This is a genomic window from Segatella copri (assembly GCF_019249765.2).
Classification (GTDB): domain Bacteria; phylum Bacteroidota; class Bacteroidia; order Bacteroidales; family Bacteroidaceae; genus Prevotella; species Prevotella copri_K.
Genome location: NZ_CP152484.1, coordinates 3,622,721 through 3,640,350 on the forward strand (window position 1 = coordinate 3,622,721; position 17,630 = coordinate 3,640,350).

The following is a 17,630-nucleotide window of genomic DNA, read 5'->3' on the forward strand; positions in this document are numbered from 1 at the left end:
CCGTCTTAAACACAGCGTCGATAAACGCCTTCCATTATGTCTGGATTGTCTTCCCACCCAAAGCCCGCTTTCGTATAGATATGTCATGGTTGACTTCACTACACTCAGCACGGCGTAGGCTGCCGACTCGGTTATCATGAAAGAACTCGTCTTACAGCGACAACTGCGGTCTGGCTATACAATCCGAGTGCAAAAATACGAAAATTTATTGAGAAAAGACAAGAAATGACAGGAAATATAAATACCACAATACAAATTTAAGACTATTTAAGTCTAATTGCTTTAATATCTCGGAATTTTTGTATATACAAATGCTGTTCTTATGCAATTTTTGTATGTTATTAGGCCAATATACTTGAAGTGCCGATGAAGTATAGCTTCGACAGGCTATGGAGTGCTACTTCGATGGTTGATGAAGTAATATTTCGTTTTTATGGGATGTATAATAGTTGAAGTTCTGTCATTCTTCGCCTTTTGATGGACGGAATGCATTTGCCTCTCCATCTGCAAAAGTCAAGGTAATCTTTTTCTATGTCACGCAATCCTCGTTCAATCTTTTGCAGGAAACGGCTCTTCGGAAATCTTTTGTTCCCTAATATTTTGTAGGGTCCGACATTATAGGCAAGTACGACAAGGAGTAGTGAGTCCTTGCCATACTTACGAAACATGGCACATAACTTGGTGAGGTCTGAGCGTAGCAGGGAGTCGGCTTGCTGATAGGTGAGATTATTCTTGAACTTCTCATGTGGCAATATCCGATGTCCCCATCCGATATAGGGATAGTTGCGCTTAATATCGTGCCATCCCTCGTAATACTTGATGCACCGCACGGCTCGCTCAAAGGGTGGCAAAGCAAAGATGCCCAAGTCGGTTTGGCTTTGGCTATCGTTTGTAGGTGTTTTGTTCTGTGCCACGATGCTTTGGCACAGAAACAAGAGCATTAGGGTAATATATGTTCTTATCTTTTTCGTCATGGATGTTGTCTTTGTTTTGCATTTGGAGTGTCATTGGCTTGTCACTTGGCATTCTTCTTGTTGAATATCTCCGATATCATGGCTTTCACGTCCTCGCCAACTTGCACGAAGTTCTTATAGAGGATGCGCTCACGCTCATCACGGCTCTTGAAGGTGTAGAACTTGGGCAGTGGCACATACTCGCTTTCCTCCTTTTTGATGTCTGCCATATTGAAGTCGGTCTTGCAATAGAACTTACTGGTCTTGAACTCGTCGCTCTCCTGTATGTTCATACTGCCATTCATACCTGTCTTGGTTGCAACAAAGTCTCTTGCGGTCTGTCCGCAGATCCATCCTGTCGGCATATCCGAAATTTTGGAGGCAGGGACAAGGCTGTCCATGTTCTCGTTCAGGTTAATACTTGTTTTGTCTCGGTCGATGGTCACACCTTTCTTCAGTTGCACCACTTTTCCGAAAATGTCGGAGGACAGCCATTCGAGCGTTTCCTTGCTTCGTGCCGAACCGCTCACCACATTACCTACGGTGGTGATAATCTTCTGCATGCCCACCTTGCCATAATCTGCTTCCAACTGCGGCAACTCCTGAAAGCCCAGGGCTACGCTCACCTTGTTGCTTCGGGCTGTACCTATCAGTCGATCTATCTTATGGAAGTAGAGTGTCGGCAACTCGTCCACAATGATGCTCACAGGGATATTCTTGCCTTGCCCTGTGTTCACTCGTGTCACCAGTCGGTTGAGGATGAGGGCGTTCAATGCTCCGATGATGCTCTCCATCTCTGGGTCGTTGGCTATCAGCAGATAGCTTGGATTCTTCGGGTCGCTGACCTTCAGGTCGAAGTCATCACCATCCTTGTGGAATATCCAATAGCTCTCCTTGGTGGCAAGGCGAGAGGTATAGACACGCAGGGTACCAATCATACCCTCCAACTGCTCCATTGCCTTGTTCTTCAGGGCGGTCTGGAATGGCCCCAGCAATGGTGCCACCTCATTGTCGGTCTCCAGCACATTGAAGATGGTCTGGTAACTCTCATTCAGGAAACTCAGAATATGGGGCATATCGCTATACTTGCCCAACCAATAGGCTGGCTCCACTTCTTCTCCTGCATGGTTAAACACCTTTCCGGTCGGTTTCATCTGCATGGTCTTCGGATCAAGTACTTTCTCTGCTATCAGCATCTTGCCGTCTTTGTCGTATGGCTCCTTGCCATAGTTAATAAAGAAGTAGATACAGGCGGCGAGGAAGTTGACGGCTGAGGTCTGGAAGAACTGGTCGCTACCGCCTCCGCCTTCCTTCTTACCTTTTTGTAGGGATTCAAGCAGTGTTTCTGCGGTCTCACTCGCTGCTGCCAAATTATTGATATACTTCTGTTGTATCGGGTTCACTCGTTTGGAGTATTCCACATCCACAAAGTTGATGATGTTGAACTTACAGCCTTCTGGCAGTTTCCCCAACTGTTGGTTCTTCTTGTAGTGGTAGTACAGTTTGGTAGCCAAGGTAGGGAACTTGTAGTCGTAAACGACCATGGCAAAACCTTTTGCACTGTGCTGACGGATGAACGGCTCTATAATAGAAAAAGTCTTACCGCTTCCAGGCGTACCAACAACCCAAGTACCTCTAAATGGGTTTACGATGTTTACCCATCCCTTGCGGAATTTACCCTTATAGTAGTAGCGCATAGGGATATTCACGCTGTATTTGTTATATTCTTCCTTCTGGCACTGCTCGAAACTCTCGTTTTCAAAGTTGAAACGGTCTTTCATCAGTCCTTCTTTCAGGAACTTCGAAATGTTGTCCAAGGCTACATGCACCAGCACCGTTCCGATGATGGTTGCCACCATATATAGGATGATGTTCAATCTTAGGGCATAGAGACGAGTGTCCATCGCATAGCCGAAGAGCCACACGGACAATATCAACAGCAGCACACCACTCACCAAGGGGTACAGCACCTGCCTTCGGGCATCAAATTCCAAGTGTTTCTTGTTTCTCGTGCCAACACAGGTGATGCACACCAAGAGGAATGTCACCACCTTGCTATACACCAGGTTCCCGTCATGGTAGATGAACCACTGCTTGATGCGGTCGTGCAGGTCGCACACTACACCGCCAAAGCCGTCTATCACCCTTGGGTCTATGGCATACTCAAAGAACTCCATCAACACGGATATGTAGATGACCGCCCTGAATATCTTGTAAAATCCTTGTAACTCCTTGCTTTCTTCCATAAATATTCTTAAATAATCAACCTATAAGTTGTATTTCTCAATTATTTGTTGTATCTTCGCACTATAAAACAATAAGATTATGACATTCGACCTGATTACAGAAAACGAGCACCTTTGGGCTGTCAGATATGATGACTGCCTCGACAACGTTCTTGACTCCATCCTTGGACAATGGAACGATGTTACATGGTTGCGTAGCTTCTTCAAGCATAACATTGATGATTTGGCGTCCTACTTCAAAATCACTGATGTCAATCAAGCCATCTATGATACGATTGAAGATAGCGAACGCTTGCAATGTCTCATCATGGATATTTCTCCTGATGCTGACCTTGACAAGATTTTCCGCCCATTGGAGAATAGTCGTACTTCGGAAATGTTGTTGGGCAAAGAGAAGGCACGCTTGCGTAATACGCCACGTCATGCTTCTTGGCTCCGCATCTATGCTATCAAACTCGAACCGGGTATTTACATTATCACTGGCGGTGCAATCAAGTTGACTCGTACTATGCAGGAACGTGAACATACTTTGGTTGAACTCGCCCGAATGGAAAAGGTGAGACGTTTCTTACTTGACAACGATATTGCCGACAAGGATTCCTTCATGGACTTCTTAAATGAAATCATATAGAAAGGAGGTTATTATGAGAACTACAAACGAAATTGTTTCTAAACTGAGAGAACATCAGTCTTCAACTCCATCCAAATGGCGTGAGAATGCAGAGTGGCGCATGGCTAACAAGTCATGGCTTCGCTATTCTCAGCACATTGCAATGATGATGCTCGACAAGATGGAGGAATTGGGTATGACCCAAAAGCGATTGTCTGAACTCATGGGCTGTAGCCAGCAATATGTTTCCAAGGTACTCAAAGGACAGGAAAACCTATCCCTCGAAACCTTGGCTAAGATAGAGCGTTGTCTTCAACTGCCTATTCTGAATCATTTAGCGTAGCTCTATTTCAGAAATATCGGATTGAATGAGTCTGCCGACAACACATCGCTGTAGTTTACTTTCAGTGATATGGTGCGACCGCTGATTTGGTTCTCCGTCATTTCGATGGTTAATTGCTTGTCATTCGGGAATGTCATTTTCCGAATGACTATCACATTGCGGTAGCCATAGCGGAATCGCTTGGTCTGCTCCAACGTGAAGACTGGATGCAACTCCACCATTTGTGAATTGGTTGCCTTGGCGGTCTTCTTATCCGTCAGCTTCAATCGTATTTGGTCTATATCAAATGGTATGTGCGTCTTGTTCTCTACCGAGAAGTCCAGGAAGAAATAGTCACCAGACGAATAGATGTTATTCAGTCTCATCACCATTTTATGGGCTTTGGTCTTCACATTGTTCACATGGGCTTCCGAACTCCATATCTGACGAGCATATCGAGCCATGTCAGTGGAGGACAACGTTACGGCAGGGTTGTTATAGGCATTCTTCTCTATCTGTTGTATCTCCTTATCCGTCACTGCCTCTTGTAGTCTTGTGGTATAGAGTAGCGCATATTGTGTGCGGTATCGTTCCGTCACAATGGTCACGATGGCAAGCACCTCACCATCTTCATGCATTCCTTCCTTGGGCTTCAGTCGCACGGTATTGTTGATGGGCTGGTCTCCTGCTATCTTGTCAGTGGATATATCCACAAAGCGGATGGGTTCGCTTGCCGTAATGACCGTAGTCACTTGCTCGTTCACGGTCAGCTGCTCCATCTCCTGGTAGGTGCAGGGCTGATAACTCTCCGCACAGGTCTGTTGTGCCATCATTGGTATGGCACTTATCGCACACATCATCAGTGCGCCAATGGTCTTCTTGATATTCATATGGGTGTAATGTTTACTTTGTAGTGTTTAATGTTTACTTACTCTTGGTGTCTTTGCTGTTAGCTTCGCAGATTCTCGGCTGCACTCGGCAAAGGAAAAACTATTTTCCTCTGCTCTCGTTGGCACGAGAATTTATCAAGTACACAAAGGTGCCATATTTCAGTTTCACCTTGTTCTTCTTGATTGCCTTACCTATGGCATTGCTTGTTTTCTGATAGGCATTCTGCATGGTCTGCATGCCCCATTGCGAAAAACTGCTGCCTGTATTGGTGGTATTCATATCCACATTGCCGGTTACGGCTCCGCTTGCCACATCCTTGGTGGTCTCACGGAACTGGCTGCTTGGCACATACAAGCCTTCCATGCCGTCTGTGTCATAGAGTGATAGGTTGATTTTCACTATTTCGTCATCCACAAACACACTTTTCACCGTACCTTTCACTCGTTGTGAACTGAAACCGCTCATGATGGCATACAGGTATGCGCCTTTCTTCACCACAATCTCACCGATTTCCACATCATCAAGCAAGCGCAAGCGCACACGACTTCCATCCACGGCTTTCACATTCTCGTCAATGATAGCCTTTATCAGTGTCGGCTCTTTCTCATTCACTGCCAAGGTATTGAAGTAATCCGATGATGTCTTCACCTTTTTCACCACTTCACTTGGCTTATCATTCTCGTCAGTTTCCTTTCGGGCATTTTCATTCACCTTGATTTTGCCCTCAATGTTGATACCGCCCTTGGCTGTAACTGTTGTTTCATCGGATACTGTTGCTGAAGACGATGAGTTCTGTTGCGTGGCTTGCTGTCCCTTCAGCCTTGCTTCGGCAAGTGCCTTGTTCAGCTCTGCCAACGCCTCGTTCTCTCTTTGTCGCTCATGGGCTTCTTGCGCTTCTCTCGTTTTCTCCAGTTCAGCTTGCCTCTTGGCTTCGGCATCCAACTGTTGCAGTTCTGCATCCGAATACTTGCTTTGGTATTCTTCTTTTTCTTGCTCATTGTCTCGGTCTATATTTTCCACGGCACTATGGTCTTCTATCTTGCCGTAGGCGTTCAACATGTTCTCATACTTTCCTCCAATACCGTCACCGCCCTTGATATGGGCTTGTGGCAGGTTCGGATTCAGATATTCCGTGGTCTGCATATTGGCATCTTTCTTCTCCGCCACCTTGGTATCAAAGAGGTCGAAGATAAAGTAGGATGCACCGAGCAGTGGAAGATAGACAATCGCAGGTAGCATGTACTTGGGTTGTCTGAAATTGATTCTTTCTGTCAGCTTCATCGTTTTTTGTCTTTATGAGGATGGCGTGCATCCTCATTGGTTCTTACTATGTTCTTTGCATTCCCCATATTCTGATGGCGAGCCTTTATCAAGGAGTCCTGCCGCTCCGTAGCAGTGCGTCGCTCTCCCTGATAGTGATAAGCTCTTGCCATGCGATAGATGTTGAAACTGAAACTCACACCTACAAAACCGAACACGATGACCAGGAACAGTGTCTTATGCAGGTCGGCAAACCTCTGTACCTTAGCTGCGGCCTTGTCGATTCTGCACATACTGGCAAACTTTCTTCCAGCTCTCACGTCTCGCTCATAGCGTTCCTTGTATTTGGGATCGTCCTTGTCAGGCATCTTCTCCCCAATGAGCATCTGCTTAAATCCTTTTGTGTTCATCGTTATTTCTTTTTTTACCTTTTTACTTTTTTACCCTTTTACCTTTAATAGTTCGACTTTGTCTTCTGGTCAATATCCTTGTTGAGCAAGGTTCTCCAGTTCACTATCAGCAATCCATGTGGGTTGTTGTCAGTTCTCGGCACTCGTTTCAACTGTCCTGCCGTCACCAGTTCACGGGTCAGCACATTGGTTCTGCGCTCGATGCGCTGTCTGCCGTAGTAGGTGAACTCCATCTTCTCCTTGTTGAACTTGATACTGTCACAGAAGATGCTGAACACGGCACTTGTTCCCATGATGTTGGAGTAGAACCCCTTTTCTTTCAGCGTATTGTACTGCGCCAATCCTGTCTCATCCACCAGATACATGGCTTTCTCCATCGTGTATTTGATGTACTTGTCATCGGGTGCCAATGTGAAGAAATAATGATGGAACATCTCGATATGGCTCTTTGCTTCCACATCCAGTGTCTCATCCATCGTTGTGCGCTGTACCAGAATCGGCACGTTGCCGTCCAACACATAGATTTTGTTCTGTGCATCCACCACCATATTCTTCGCAGTCCAGATGCTACTGATACTTATCAGCACACACCCAACCAGAAACAGGCTACAGATGATAGTCACCAACTTCACCTTATTCTCTAAATTCTTGATTACCATTGCTATTTCGTTTTTTTACCTTTTTACTCTTTTACCCTTTTACCTTTAATGAACAACATGCGCCAATGTTCCCTGTGCCGACATTTTGGCTTGCTGTGCCACACCCTCACCGAAGTTTCTGGTAGAGAATGCGGTATCGCCCTCTGGTATCATCCATGCCGCAAGGTCTGGAACTAAGTTCAAACACTTCAAAGCCACGATACTTGCTGCCATCAGATACCCTGCCGAGAAGAACGAGTTCTGCAAATATGCCGCCATCGTCTGCTCACTGGCGGTGATAGCCGTCAGGTTCTCCACCTGTATGCAGAGCACGATGTCGAAGAGCAATAGCATGTAGAAGCCCACGAAGTAGAGCATGGCTCCATAGAAATGCACGGTCAGATACCTTGTCAGCCACTTCGCCCAACTGCTTTCCCATTTCGGCAGTAGCGAGAACGCCCATTGTATCGGTCCAAATATCGTCAGCATTCCCAACAGTATCTGCTGACAATAGATGGTGCTCCACCAACCGATACGGAAGACGATCAATGCTATCAGCATTACTATCTTGTCGATGTTCACTACGGCTCCTGCAGTCAGTGAGGTAAACCACAGCTTGGCTGCGTCCTTTTCCATGTTGGTCACTTCATCCACACCTGTCTGCTCCATGGTCGATTCCACCAGATTCGGGTCTGTTGTTCCCTTATGGGCAATGTCTGCCTGGGCTTGTACGTTGGTGTACATCGTGTCTCTGGTGTAGATGAGCTGCTGAACTTCCGTAAACTTGTCCTCTATCTGTGTGGCTTCCGCCTCATATAGGTCATGGGTATAACTTCCAATGGAGTTTGGTATGTAACTCAGAAAGTCCAGTACGCACCAATTGCTGCCACTGTTCGTCATGCCTGTATCGGCAGGTGGGTACCACCAACAGAGGATGATGCTTATCACCAATGGCTTGAAAAGTTTCATCACATCCAGTGGCTCATGCTTCACCATCATCTTGTAGGCCATGTTCGCTGCCACCACGATAGAGAAGAGGGCTGCGAGTGCCATACACATTTGAACGACCCACCAAAAAGGCCCATTCGAGCCTGTGAAAGTAGCGTCGCACAGGAACTCGTTGGTCTGGAAAATCACGTCATCAATCTCTTCTTCCAAGATGTTGATACCGAAGTCTGATAATATGCTGCTGTTGTCTGCCATAACTCCTTATCTATTTATTTTCAAATCATTGTCATCCTCGTTCGAACCGTTATTACTGCCAGAAGATGTGTTGTTTCTCACTGCCATTCCTGCCTCTCGCCATTTGCTGGATGCACTGCTGATGATACTTCGTTTGTTGGCGGTCTGGTAGTTGCCGTTTGCTGTCAACAATTCCTTGGTCTTGCTGGCATTCGAAATCTGCACCAGTTGCTTCACAAGTGTCTCGTTCTGTTTTGCCACATCTGCATAAATCTGTAGGTACATCTTCTTACGCTTGGCATTGGGCATATAGGCATCCTTGGTGGCTTTGATGGCTGTCTCAAAGACATGATAGTATCCTGTCCAGCGTTGCTTGTCACCGATGGATCCGCCTACAGGCAGGATGCGGTCGATGTTGCTCTTGAAGGCATTCATCTTGCTGTTAATTTTGCTTCCTTCCACTTTCCAGGCGAGGTCAATCTGACGGTCTGCCATATTCAACGCCTCAATCTCTGCTCTTTTGGTCAGGGCAGAGTCGATGGCTTCGGCATATTCCACTTGATTGTAAGCTCCGATTCCTGCCGTGGTACGAAAACCGAGTTTGTTCTTGCTGGCAGCCGATTTCTTGTAACTGCTGTGCAGTAACTGATAGTACAATTCTGGTGACAGACTACCACTACCGATTTCCATCACCGTTATCTGGTTCTTTTTCGAACTGTCATGATTGTATGTTACACCACTTTGGGCATTGCCGCTGATAGCGACTCCCAACATCAACATGATGGTTCCTATTCTTGTTTTCTTTCTATCCATGCCTATACATTATTATATATGGGATTATAAATTCTTCGTTCTCTCAATATCCGAGTTTACCTGCCACTCTCCACCGACCGAAGGCATCTTCCAGTATTTGCTGCTTGCTTTTGGTTCGGTAAACCTTTTCTTTCCAATAGCCGATGCGCACTTGGATATATCGCCACGACTCAAAGTAGCTTTTGTTCAGATGCTTCTCTATATTGTCAAGCGAGGTGTTGATGCTTTCCAACACCACAAGAAGGTCTGCCGTAGAACACGCTGCCGCTCCTGTGGCATACAGCACCAAGTCGCTCACGCTTTTGTAGAGGTATTCGCCTTCATTTGCGATATTCTCTATGGCTCGTCGGTTAATGCCTATCAGTATGGTATCGGCAAGCGAGATGCGCTTTCGTTTGATGACTTTTTTGTTGTAGTCATCCAACAGCTTCTTATAGTCCGATATTCTGTCGCTCACACCCTCGTAGGTGGAGTACACGTTCAAACTGGTTCGTAAACTTTGATATAGCACATCTATCACATCGAACGCTCTGGTGTACTTATCCAGGTCCACGTTCAGTTCCTTGTATGCCTTGGTCTCGTCCTTACTGTAACTGTGCAATAGTTTATTGCTGTATTCCAACGTGCTCCGTGCAAGCAACAGACTCCGCTGTTTCTTGTGGTCATTGATGTAGGCTTCCACGCTGGCAACATCAAATCCCCATTGGGCGAATGTTTTAGAGGGGAGGGCGAGGAGCAAGATTGCTACCAGCAATGTTCTCACAATATCCATTCGTCGCTTCTTGCTCACTGACCCTGCAACCCTCTCCGCTGCATCAGCCTTGTATTCTTTTCTATTTCTCATTTTCATTGTCTTCATCATTAAACTTGCCGTGATAATCATCTGAATGTTTGGTGTCGGCAGCTTTCCTTAACCAACGTTTCTTGCATTTCTCCACCAGTGTCAACCGTCGTCCTTCGTCAGCATTGATATGTGGAGCGATGTCCATCAGCACATCGATGATGTTGCGCTTGTAGTGCATCATCTTCTCCAACGATACCAAGTCTGCGTATATCTTGGTGATTCTGCTGTCCACCTCTCTGGCTATCTCTAACCTATCGCTTGACCATAGCAGGTGATAGGTGTCATCGGTATTATTGTCATCGGCAGGTGCGCTCTTAGCATATTCAGTGGTTATCTTGCACGATGGATATTCCTGTGCAATTTCCGAGATGCGCTTGTTCACTTCGTCCGCCTTTTCCTGCTCGGTCTTGCTTGGGTCAAGCGTTATCACATCCACTACCGAGGTGTTGGTGTATTCCGATGTCAGCTCCCAACTGATCTGCAGGATGGCTCTGTGTATCTTGATGCTCAAGAAGTATTTTGGCTTTCGGGCGATCTTCAATGTTGCCTTGAAGGTGATGATGCCGTTGATGTTGGGCATGGTGGCTTTTCGAATGTAAGTATAGCCGATCCATGTTCCTTCCCCTTGCCAAGTCAGTTTGTAGGCACTCTTGCAGTCGTTCATAATGGCTGGTATGCGATAGTAGTCATCCGTCGCCACGTCATTGTCCTTTCCTGCCTCTGCCTTGGCTTCCTCTATTTCCCTTTGTTTCTGTTGCCATGTGGCAAGTTCTTTGTTCAGTTGTTCGATGGAAGCCTTGTTCTTGTTGTATTGCTCCCGATACTTGGCTGCATCTTCCACACTTGCATTGGCGATTTGCTTGACAAGCGACTTGTTCTCGGCTTCCAACTGACTGATTTGAGATTGCAGAGAGGCTATCTTGGCATTGGCTTCCTGCTCTTGTTTATACAAGTCCGAGAGGTCAAGGTTGTTCTCTGTCACAGATGTTGTCATGGCGCATTTCTTGCTGTGGTCATTCAGCGAACCGCCACAACTCTTGCATTTGTATTGTGTGGTGCCTTGCCCCAACTGCACACCGTCGCTGCATGTCACACTTATGGTCACGCTCTCGCATCCCTTCAGTTTGGCGGCATCGGTTGCCTGATAGTAGTTGCGTGCATCACTGCCTATATAAAAGGTATAGCCTTCCTCGTTGTCATTCCATTCGCTCAACCGGGCTTGCAGTTGTGCCTTGAAGGTGTTCAAGTCCATCGAATAGGAGTCAAAGACTGCCTCATACACTTCTTCTGTCCTGTTCCAACTCTTGTACACCTGTATCTCGTAGGCGTATGCCTTCTGTTTCTGTCCTTTTTTCTTGCTACTGATGATGTAGCTGTTCAACCAATAGCTGATACTGTAGGTAAAGCTATCATTCTGGTTGTTGAGCTGTTGCACCCTTGTTCTTGACCATCCTGCATGATTCTCCGAGTTTTGCAGGATAGCTTCCTTTTGGCTATTGTTGGGATAGAAATTGGCATCCTTGGTGTTGATTCTGTACCAGTGGTCGCCTTTCAAGATGCTGTTGTCATCGGTGGGCGGTACATAGTCGCACAATTTCTCTCGTCCTTGGTCTCGTCGGGCGATATACCATCTTTGCGTGTAGTAGTTTCCTGCCGTCTCATCCAGATAGTCCGTCATCCATGAGGTGAGGTTATAGTTGGCAAGAGAGAAAAGTCCTGCCACGTTGTCCTTGCCTCCAATCATGCCCAAGAGGGTGTTGCCTACGCTCTTGTCGAGACTTTTGAACAGCGAGGAATAGTTATCCACAATGTCGATGGCTGCACTGAGCTTGCCTTGGAAGAGGTCGTTGAACTGGCTGCTCTGCAAAAGGGCATTGCCGATATTGTTCATTCCTGCTCCTGCAAGGTTGGCTCCTGCCTTATACAGATTGTCGATGTCGGCTTTCAGATTGTCCACTGTAAAATTGCCTGGCACCTTCGACAAATCGTCCAACATCTTCTTCCAATCCACGTTGCCAATCTCTGAAAGTTTCAGTATGGCAGCTATCTCCTGGTTGATTTGTAGAAAGGCGATGTCCGAGAATGTGAGGGTGCTGTTTGTTACCACACTCTCAAACTGCATGCACAGGTTCTTGGTGTCGTCACATATCTTCATCAGATAGGTTCCCCAATACAGGGCAGTCTGTGGACTTTTCAGCATCATTCCTGCCACCGTCCATATCTTCGGCATGATTTTGTTGCTCACCATGTTGTAGATACGGCGGTAATAGTAGTTCTCTGTGCTACTGTTCCAGATGCCCAACTCTGTCATTGCCTTGCGTTCCAAGAACTTGGAGGCATAGATACCGGCACTCGCCACTTCCGCAGCATTATAGTGTTTCAATATGTTCTGCACCTGCTCGTTATAGTATGCCTCTGCCACGGCTTCCGCTCCATATGCAGCAGCCATAGCAGCCACCGTCTGCTTGTCATAGTTCACGCTGTAGTACTGTGCGTCAGCCTTTGCCAACACACAGACTATCAGCATTATGATGGATAGAAGTCGTTTCATCTTTGATTACTTTTTATTTTTGTTCCCTAAATTCAGTACTTTCCCTGCCTGATTTACCTTTTGAGCAAAAGCGAGGCTCTTGCTGATACCACTTGCATCCCAATCCCTGCAATAGGCTTCGATAGCTTGTTGGTGGTTGCATTTCAACTCTCGCTTGTAGAGTTTTAATGCTTCCTTCTCCGCTCGTTCCGTGGTGTAGGTCATATAGCACTCATGAGGTTCTTCCACACCATACACATTGCTAGTCTGTCCTCGTCTGATGAACACTTCACGAAAGAAGCTGCGTCCTTCCTTATTCTCCAAACGGTTGATGGTGAATATCTTCTTGCAGTCCACATCGGTCAAACCGAGTATCGCCTTGATGGTGTCAAAGCGTTCCTTGAACTTGCTCTGGTCGAGCAGCATCACCACATCCGAGTTGTTGATGATGGCTTCCTTCACTATCTCGCTGCCGATGATGTCCTGTATCTCTTGTGTCACCACACCCACACTTGCCCAGAATTTTCTGGCGGTCTTATACAGATATTTTATGTATTCCGCCATCATGGGCGAGGCGATGGCTTTCCATGCCTCCTCGATGATGAGCATCTTTCGGTTCTTTTTGATACGCATCTTCTGCAGGAACACGTCCATGATGATGAGTGTCACCAATGGAAAGAGCAGTGGATCATCCTTGATACTGTCGATTTCGAAGACGATGAAGGTCTCATCAAACAGACTGCTGTCCATATTCTCATTCAGCGTCACATCGTGGCTGCCTCCTTTATAGAAATCCTTCAACAGATAGTTGTAGGATGACAGGTCTATGCCATGCAGACCGTTCTCCTCGCATATCTTCGGCAGTCGCTCAGTACTGAACTCATAGAAGCTGTTGAAACAGAGGTTGCTCACTCGCTTGGTGGTGAAGTAGGCTTCGTAATACTCGTTGATGACTTGCTCTATCAACCTGTCCTCGGTCTTGCTCACCGTGCCTTGACTTCCTTTCCATATCAGCATCACGAGGTTTTTCAGGAATCCCAACTTCTCGATGTTCCATTCCTCTCGCTTGATTTTGAAAGGGTTCATCGTGATAGGATGCTCCTCGGTATAGGAAATGTATTTTCCGCCGAAGTATTCACACAGTCCTTCATACGAGTTACCTGTATCTACCAGCACGATGTCGGTGTCTTGCTCATGGGCTTGGCGCACCATGGAGTTTACATAAAAACTCTTGCCGCTTCCCGAAGGACCGAGGACAAAGAAATTGCTGTTGTCGGTCAGCTTGTTTCGTCCCTCTTTTCCTGATATGTCGATGGCTACTGGCACTCCTTGGCGGTCGGTATAATAGACCTTGAAGGGTGTGTCCTCGCTATGCACAATCTTTTCCTTGTACATCAGGCAGGTGGCGGCATCGCCCAAGGTCAAGAATCGGTCGTAGTCGGCATTCATCCCATAGCAGTTGCCGGGGAATGAATTGACGAACAGTTCCAACTGGTTGTAGGCTCGCTTCGAGATATGTATGCCCATCCTGCCAAAGGCATTCTCCAGATGGTTGGTACACTTTTGTATATCCGTGTTTGGCTTCACCGTCACTATCAGATTATAGTGGGTATATACTAACTGCTTGTTTTCTCTCGCTATCACCTCCTGCACTCGCTTGATGTCCTCCACGGCAATCAGATTGCTTGGGTTTGGCATACTGGCATGGCGATTCTTCTTTTTGTCTAGCAGAGCAAGCTCACGCTTCTGATTCGGTACAAAGATGATTTGGTTATACACCACACTCTCCACACCTGGTATGCTGTCCACCAATGACACCAGATCCACTGGCATGCTGGTGTTGTTCACCTCGATGTTGGTAAACGGACGGATTTGTGTCGGCAGATTAGCGCAATCCACATCCACAAGACTATATACCTTACAGCGTATGTCACCCATACCTATCATCTCGTCATCCACCTTGAATCCTGTCATGCTCAACATCTTGTCACGGAAGTTCATGGCAAAGAAGCGGTCAACATATTGGCTTGCTTCTTGTTTGTTCAGAAACTCCGACTTGATACCGGCATCCTTCAGCTGGTCTTGCACCTTTCTGATTTTCACCAGAAAATCTCGCCATTTCTTGTTGTCGAAAGACATCAGACGACTCTTCTTGTTCTCCTGCGTAATGGTCAGATAGGTCATGCTGTCCGTATATTCTCTTCCGTTGAAATAGCGGAAGTAGGATTCGGAAAGGAACTCGTGTCCCTTGCCACTCTCATCCTTGAACTGCTTTCTGGTAAAGATGTCCTGCTTGTGCAGGGCATAGCCTTCACCCAGAGTCTGTGCGATGGCAGCAAACAGATTGGTGAACTCATAATAGCTGTCTATATTGGCAGAATACTTCTGCACAGGATTCTCCATTTTCAGAATGGCAGAATATTCTCCTGTCTTGGTATAGAGCACACCGATACCATCCGTGTATTCTACGGAGAAGTAGATGTCCTGAAAGATTTTCTTCCGCTTGCCACCAGTACCAAAGGCATAGACCGATATGGCCATGCCAATGCAGGTTGCCACGAAAAATAAGATTACATATAGTACCATACTCGTTTATTCTTCTGTTTCTTCGGATTATTGATGATTTCCCCTCATACTGGATGATTTGTTGTCATTCTCTTGATAAGAGGTATTGTAGCTTTCTTCGCTATAAAGGGTTGATACACTATCCTTTGCAGTGGAATCCATCCTGCTTATTGGTGTTTCCACAGTTGCAGGATGTTCTTCTGTCTCTCTCGCCCAAGCTGCTCTTGCTTTATCTGCACTCCTCATGGCATCCAATGTGGGTGGCTTGTAGGTCTTGTCCTTGCATGCGGTCAGCAATATGCCAGCCAATGCCATCATGATTATGTTCTTTGCTCTCATGCTCATAACTGTTCTTTTATGTCTAAGATGCAATGTTTCTGCTGAAACAAATAATGGTAGACCCACACCCTTGGGGGAGAATGAGCCTACCAGTCGTTCACTTTCTACTTGTCATCCACATCTTGGTCATGTCGATACTTTTTTGTTTCACATTTTTATATGCGCTTGCTGTAGGCATAGATAAACACTCCTTGGTCGTTCTTCTTGGTATGCAGTCCTTTCCGTTGTTTGAACATGATGAGACCTGCACCCGTAGTGATTGCCACGACCAACACGATCAGTCCTGCAATGATACCCATCAGACAGTAGGCGGCAATGAAGCCAATGATGGCTCCTCCTGCCGTGGCTGCAGCCCAATAGATATACCGCCCTTGTATTCCCATGAATTCAAGGGGCTTCTGGAGTCCCTTGAACAGTGGGTAATCGGGGTAGCGGATTTCCTGCTCTTCTCTTGCCATTCTTCACGTCGTTTCTCACTTACTGAATATGCACGGAATAACTCTCACTCGTTAGTTGGTCACACCGAAGAACAATGGCAATGCCTGTGCTGCTGCCACGAGGAAGATACATGCTCCTACAATCATCATGATCTTTTTCTTGACATCCTGCTCCTCATTGTTCATGGCGATGTAAACGCTGATAGCACCCACTACGGCGACAACACCTGCAATGGCATAGCAGAGTTTGACCACGATAGGTACGTACTTGGCAATTTCCTCTGTCACAGTTGTCAAGGCAGTGGTTCCTGCTGTGTAGTCACCTGCCGAGTTTTGCGCCATGGCAATGCCACCGCCCACAAGGAGCATAAATGCCAATGTCTTCAAGCGTCCTGAAGAGAGAACGCTCTTGGTGGTCTTCTTCAGATAGTTCGTTGTTTTCTTAAACATTCTTTCTTGTTTTACTTGTTAATGATTCGTTTGGAAACACCTTATTATAATTATATAGAAAGGTGTTGTCGCTTTCACATGATATACTCTTCTGCAGTTGAGTCTTAAATCTGGTAGCCAAAGAATGCTGGGAACAGGATGGATGCGCCTATCATAAACAGACAGGCTCCTATCAGCGTCAGTATGGACTTGGTAACTCCATCTTCCCCTGTGTTCATCTTGATGTATATCTGCAAAGCGGATATAATCACCATCACAGCAGCGACAGCGTATGTCAGATACAGCACATACAGCATCATCGTCACCACATAGTCGTGCATCCCTGCCAGTGCGTCTGCTCCCCAGCTATAGTCCACATTACCGCATTTGGCTGATGCTGACAGGGGGAGCAGCGCAAAGACAAAGGAACTTACTACATTCTTTATGATATGGCTAAATTTCATCCTTGACTGGTATTGTTTTGATGTTTGGTTGTCCTGGCTTTGTCTCGCCTTGTCTCAATAGGCTCTCCGTGAAGTCGTCCTGCCATAGTCCGTCTATCCATATGGGAGAGGTGGACTCCATCTGCCCATCCATCTTTTCCTGCAACGACTCGGCTGCGTTCTTCGGCTTCTGTTGGTTGACATCATTTTCTTCGTCTTCATCAACATCATCTTCTCTGCCGGAAGAATCCGTTTCTGGAGAATAATCACACATTCCGTTGTTCTCTGTTCCCATACCATAGCCCTCATCGTATGATGTGCCGTCTTGGAAACTCGTGTCGTATTGCTTGTCGGCAACGCTAAAGCCACCATCGCTTTCATTGACGGCTACTGCGGCTTCCTCTTCCGTTATGTTGCTGATGTCAAACACTTCCTCGTTGCTCTTGGCTTCTTCCTTCTTACCATACAGGTCTCTGGTTATCATCACCGCATAGTAGATGGCGTATGCAATGGTAAGACTGATAGCGAATATCAAAAATGGACTCATATAATACTTTGTTTTATTGATTATTTATACTCTATGCAGTGGCAAACTTGCCAGTTGCGAGTGCAAAGTAAAGAGTAAAATCCGACATAAAAGAATTTTGTAAAGTATGACCATCAAAGTTTAAGATATATTCAAATTATAATCATATATCATACTCTCAATCATACTTTA

The 17,630-nt window shown here is 46.2% G+C and carries 18 protein-coding genes; 2 read left to right on the plus strand and 16 right to left on the minus strand.

Annotated features, from left to right (window positions below; genetic code table 11):
* Window positions 1-431: 431 nt before the first annotated feature.
* Complete coding sequence (locus tag KUA46_RS15300) at window positions 432-914, minus strand: glycoside hydrolase family protein (protein ID WP_334650112.1); 483 nt, start codon at window positions 912-914, stop codon at window positions 432-434.
* Window positions 915-1,015: 101 nt separating this feature from the next.
* Complete coding sequence (locus tag KUA46_RS15305; protein ID WP_218487016.1) at window positions 1,016-3,199, minus strand: type IV secretory system conjugative DNA transfer family protein; 2,184 nt, start codon at window positions 3,197-3,199, stop codon at window positions 1,016-1,018.
* A gap of 79 nt (window positions 3,200-3,278) precedes the next feature.
* Here KUA46_RS15305 and KUA46_RS15310 point away from each other — a divergent pair, with 79 nt between their 5' ends.
* Window positions 3,279-3,830 (plus strand): hypothetical protein, encoded by a 552-nt coding sequence (locus KUA46_RS15310; protein WP_218487015.1) that lies wholly within the window; start codon window positions 3,279-3,281, stop codon window positions 3,828-3,830.
* A 13-nt stretch (window positions 3,831-3,843) separates the two neighbouring features.
* Window positions 3,844-4,152: a helix-turn-helix domain-containing protein gene (locus tag KUA46_RS15315; RefSeq protein ID WP_029425402.1), complete on the plus strand. Its 309-nt coding sequence runs from the start codon at window positions 3,844-3,846 to the stop codon at window positions 4,150-4,152.
* Window positions 4,153-4,154: 2 nt separating this feature from the next.
* Here the strand turns inward: KUA46_RS15315 and traN are convergent, their stop codons facing one another.
* From traN to KUA46_RS15385, 14 genes are all read right to left on the minus strand, one after another.
* Window positions 4,155-5,021 (minus strand): conjugative transposon protein TraN, encoded by an 867-nt coding sequence (gene traN, locus KUA46_RS15320; RefSeq protein ID WP_218487014.1) that lies wholly within the window; start codon window positions 5,019-5,021, stop codon window positions 4,155-4,157.
* Window positions 5,022-5,121: 100 nt separating this feature from the next.
* Window positions 5,122-6,303: a conjugative transposon protein TraM gene (traM, locus tag KUA46_RS15325; RefSeq protein ID WP_218487013.1), complete on the minus strand. Its 1,182-nt coding sequence runs from the start codon at window positions 6,301-6,303 to the stop codon at window positions 5,122-5,124.
* Window positions 6,300-6,692 carry a hypothetical protein gene (locus KUA46_RS15330; RefSeq protein ID WP_218487012.1) on the minus strand — a complete coding sequence of 131 codons (393 nt, stop codon included), beginning with the start codon at window positions 6,690-6,692 and terminating at the stop codon, window positions 6,300-6,302. The genes traM and KUA46_RS15330 overlap by 4 nt, the downstream gene beginning before the upstream one ends.
* Window positions 6,693-6,736: 44 nt before the next feature.
* The gene (gene traK / locus KUA46_RS15335) at window positions 6,737-7,351 is read right to left on the minus strand and encodes a conjugative transposon protein TraK (protein ID WP_010537146.1); all 615 of its coding nucleotides are present in this window, start codon (window positions 7,349-7,351) and stop codon (window positions 6,737-6,739) included.
* A 45-nt stretch (window positions 7,352-7,396) separates the two neighbouring features.
* Entirely contained in the window at window positions 7,397-8,533 is a 1,137-nt protein-coding gene (locus tag KUA46_RS15340) for a hypothetical protein (RefSeq protein WP_218487011.1), read from the minus strand.
* Between the two features lie 6 nt (window positions 8,534-8,539).
* Window positions 8,540-9,325 carry a DUF5045 domain-containing protein gene (locus KUA46_RS15345; RefSeq protein WP_420377703.1) on the minus strand — a complete coding sequence of 262 codons (786 nt, stop codon included), beginning with the start codon at window positions 9,323-9,325 and terminating at the stop codon, window positions 8,540-8,542.
* Window positions 9,326-9,368: 43 nt separating this feature from the next.
* On the minus strand, window positions 9,369-10,097 hold the full coding sequence (locus KUA46_RS15350; protein ID WP_118066315.1) for a hypothetical protein: 729 nt from the start codon (window positions 10,095-10,097) through the stop codon (window positions 9,369-9,371).
* Between the two features lie 61 nt (window positions 10,098-10,158).
* The gene (locus KUA46_RS15355) at window positions 10,159-12,720 is read right to left on the minus strand and encodes a hypothetical protein (protein WP_218487010.1); all 2,562 of its coding nucleotides are present in this window, start codon (window positions 12,718-12,720) and stop codon (window positions 10,159-10,161) included.
* A gap of 6 nt (window positions 12,721-12,726) precedes the next feature.
* Window positions 12,727-15,285: a TraG family conjugative transposon ATPase gene (locus KUA46_RS15360; RefSeq protein ID WP_218487009.1), complete on the minus strand. Its 2,559-nt coding sequence runs from the start codon at window positions 15,283-15,285 to the stop codon at window positions 12,727-12,729.
* 27 nt (window positions 15,286-15,312) lie between these two features.
* A complete protein-coding gene (locus tag KUA46_RS15365) occupies window positions 15,313-15,609 on the minus strand; it encodes a hypothetical protein (protein ID WP_218487008.1) in 297 nt (98 codons plus the stop codon).
* Between the two features lie 149 nt (window positions 15,610-15,758).
* Window positions 15,759-16,061: a DUF4133 domain-containing protein gene (locus KUA46_RS15370; RefSeq protein WP_118312534.1), complete on the minus strand. Its 303-nt coding sequence runs from the start codon at window positions 16,059-16,061 to the stop codon at window positions 15,759-15,761.
* A gap of 51 nt (window positions 16,062-16,112) precedes the next feature.
* Window positions 16,113-16,490, minus strand: coding sequence for a DUF4134 domain-containing protein (locus KUA46_RS15375; RefSeq protein ID WP_149952473.1), 378 nt, complete (start codon window positions 16,488-16,490; stop codon window positions 16,113-16,115).
* A gap of 104 nt (window positions 16,491-16,594) precedes the next feature.
* Window positions 16,595-16,933 (minus strand): DUF4134 domain-containing protein, encoded by a 339-nt coding sequence (locus tag KUA46_RS15380; protein ID WP_010537137.1) that lies wholly within the window; start codon window positions 16,931-16,933, stop codon window positions 16,595-16,597.
* Complete coding sequence (locus KUA46_RS15385) at window positions 16,923-17,459, minus strand: hypothetical protein (RefSeq protein WP_218487007.1); 537 nt, start codon at window positions 17,457-17,459, stop codon at window positions 16,923-16,925. Before KUA46_RS15385 ends, KUA46_RS15380 begins: the two co-directional genes overlap by 11 nt.
* Window positions 17,460-17,630: the final 171 nt, after the last annotated feature.